4 protein-coding genes are annotated in these 2,614 nt (G+C 32.7%); all 4 read left to right on the top strand.

The annotated features are described in order from the left end of the window. Positions 1-281 precede the first annotated feature (281 nt). The 4 genes from CW357_RS18980 to CW357_RS18710 all read left to right on the top strand — a co-directional run bounded on the left by CW357_RS18980 (position 282) and on the right by CW357_RS18710 (position 2,592). A complete protein-coding gene (locus CW357_RS18980) occupies positions 282-404 on the top strand; it encodes a Nif11 family protein (RefSeq protein WP_369973762.1) in 123 nt (40 codons plus the stop codon). 23 nt (positions 405-427) lie between these two features. Continuing rightward, on the top strand, positions 428-1,174 hold the full coding sequence (locus tag CW357_RS17865) for an HNH endonuclease family protein (protein WP_119415215.1): 747 nt from the start codon (positions 428-430) through the stop codon (positions 1,172-1,174). Continuing rightward, on the top strand, positions 1,171-1,737 hold the full coding sequence (locus CW357_RS17860) for an SMI1/KNR4 family protein (RefSeq protein ID WP_119415214.1): 567 nt from the start codon (positions 1,171-1,173) through the stop codon (positions 1,735-1,737). The genes CW357_RS17865 and CW357_RS17860 overlap by 4 nt, the downstream gene beginning before the upstream one ends. A gap of 672 nt (positions 1,738-2,409) precedes the next feature. Beyond that, positions 2,410-2,592: a DUF4274 domain-containing protein gene (locus tag CW357_RS18710; protein ID WP_241155184.1), complete on the top strand. Its 183-nt coding sequence runs from the start codon at positions 2,410-2,412 to the stop codon at positions 2,590-2,592. The last annotated feature ends 22 nt before the right edge of the window (positions 2,593-2,614 follow it).

The raw sequence follows: 2,614 nt of genomic DNA, 5'->3' as shown, positions 1-2,614 counted from the left end.
CGCAGGGATTATATATTTTCACAGAAAAAGCACAATAAAGATCATACCCTATTCTCTAGCTAGGAGAATAGGGTATTTTTGAATAGTGGCAGTCATTGAAAAATATTTATAAAATGAATCCATCAATTTGCTTACAATCAAAGTAAAGCCTTAGAGGAATTATCCAATGACATGTCGAAAATGCAAAACTACATAGATCGTATTCAAGGACATACAAAAAGTGGAAAGATATAACTAGAAAACTGTACAATCGGACAGTAAAGAAATATCAAATTGAAGACTTGCTTCTGGAGAAAGCCTGTTCTAGAGAAGATAACAAGGAAGAGTTACAGAAGAAACTGACGAATACAACTAACATAGAAGAATTTTTAAAACTCGCAAAAGAACTAGGCGATGAACTCTAATCAAAACAATTGACTATTTATCGATGGCAATCCGTGATTCGTATGAACGAGATGTGATCAACGGAGACGCCAAGTCACGTGCGGAATGGTTTTCTTATGCATTAGGAACTATTGGATTGTCCGCAGTGGGAACAAAAGGGTTGGGCGCCGTATCAAAAACCGGAATGGCAACAACAAAAGTCGTTACCAAAGCAGGCGCCAGCAAGGTAAAAGGTGCAGCACAAAAAATTTCTGGTTTAGATTTATTACCGTATGCCCCTAGAAATCAATTAGCTTATGCGAATGCAGGTGTTGTGCCTTATAATGTGGTGAATGGTGCTGGGGTCAAAAATCAGTTGATCTCTATGACAAAGGTAGAGAGCAGCGGTAATCCTAGAACGAGGTTACCAAGAAAAAATGGTCAATGGGAAGGTAAACCTGGTAATGGGAAATGGTATTCAGATAAACCGCAAGTAAAAAAAATAACGAATGGTGAAGGTGTAGAATTTAATGAGGGAAGACCAAATTTCACTCCATGGAGTAAAGGGTCCCTTAAGTTTAAAAAAGGTATATTGGATGGCACGAAAAAAGATTTTAATATAGTGTATGAAAAAATTAAGCAGTTGAAAGGATTTGAATCAATCACTCAATCAAAATTTTGGCTTAAAGAAAAAGGATTAACACCACATCATAAAAGCTCAACTGAAATTGAATTGATTCCAACTGATTTACATGGAAATATACCACATATTGGTTCTGCATCTGATTTAAGAGGAGGAAAAAATAAGTGAACGAAGTATTGAAAAGAACATTAAATACTATTATCGATATAGATATGAGTGTAGTAAAAAGAGATAATTATGGCAACAGTATTAAAAAGATAGAACTCTTTTATAATGTAAATATTCCATTGGACTATAAGGAATTTTTACTTGAATATGGAGGGAGCTTTATTAAAGAAGACATAATGTATCAGCCAATCGAGAGTACCCCTGTAACTCCAAAGGATGGGTTTGATTCAATAAATTGTTTTTATGGATTTACAAATAATAACAATGATATAGAAGAAGCCATAAAAACGTATCATGAGATTTTAGGTACTGACGTCATGCCTATTGCAGATGCGGATGGAGGGGATTTAATATGTTTAGGTTTGAAAGAAGACTATAGAGATAGAGTTTATTATTGGTATCACGAAGAACAACTAGTAAAAGATGATGGAGCAGAACATTTATATCTTATTGCAAACACTTTTAAAGAATTTATTTTTAAATTTAAGAAACATGTAAGGAAAATAGATATTGAGTTAGATGATATTGATATATTTTTAGATGAAGATTTACTAAAGGATTAGAAGTTTTGGAATGAAAGTTTTAAGATCTAGTGCCAGGCATTGAAACAATTCAGAAAATAGACTACAGATCAAGTCCTTAATTTCTCAAGAGGTTAGGGGCTTTTTCTTTTTATGGTTAAATTTATGATTGTGTAGATACCCCCATGATACGGTAGAAATAAATTCTTCAATTCTCTTATAACTAGTGAACTAGACGATCTTTGGAAAGATAAAAAGATTAGAAAGAAAATTGAACGTCAACTTAGAGAACCTGGAGGCTTAAATGAGTGGCACTTAGTTTCAAAGGATTCGCAATTTAAGTATTGGAATTAGTCCTATGTATAGGCATAGAGACTATCATTCTGTTTATAATGAAGTAGTTGAAAATGCATAAAAATAATAGATTAACCAAAGTGTTGAGAGTTTATAAAAGCAAGTTTATGAGTTGCAGAGTAGTTTAAGGAGATTGCAAGAGAACGGCTTACCATTATATCCTAGTCAAGGAGCAACAGTAGAACTTTGGGAAAGAAAGCTTAGAAAAATGGAAAAACAATAGAAGCAAGGAGGTAATATAAATGGAAAATAAATACATCGAACAGTTACTATATAGCACAGATAAAGAATATATAATAAATCAGTTAACGAATACAAACAACTCATTATTTTGTTGCTAATTATAACTGGAATAATGGATTGGATGTACCTACGGTTATTCTAGAAAATGAGGCTTGTGATTTTGGAACAGGTTTACTAATGTTTTATTTTGCAGATGGATATCGTATGTTAGAAGACCCTGATGAAGTCTCAAGTTCTTCGTTAAAGGAATTGAAAGATTTTTTGAGTGAAATTTATAATAAAATTATAAACTTGAGTTAATTTCATAATTCCAATCCCTTGT

Source organism: Rummeliibacillus sp. TYF005, from assembly GCF_003844195.1.
In the GTDB taxonomy this organism is placed as follows: domain Bacteria; phylum Bacillota; class Bacilli; order Bacillales_A; family Planococcaceae; genus Rummeliibacillus.
This window is presented reverse-complemented; position numbering and strand designations above follow the sequence as displayed.

Excerpts from the sequence above, each read along its gene's own strand:
- CW357_RS17865 (WP_119415215.1), top strand. The coding sequence starts at position 428 with ATGGCAATCCGTGATTCGTATGAACGAGATGTGATCAACGGAGACGCC.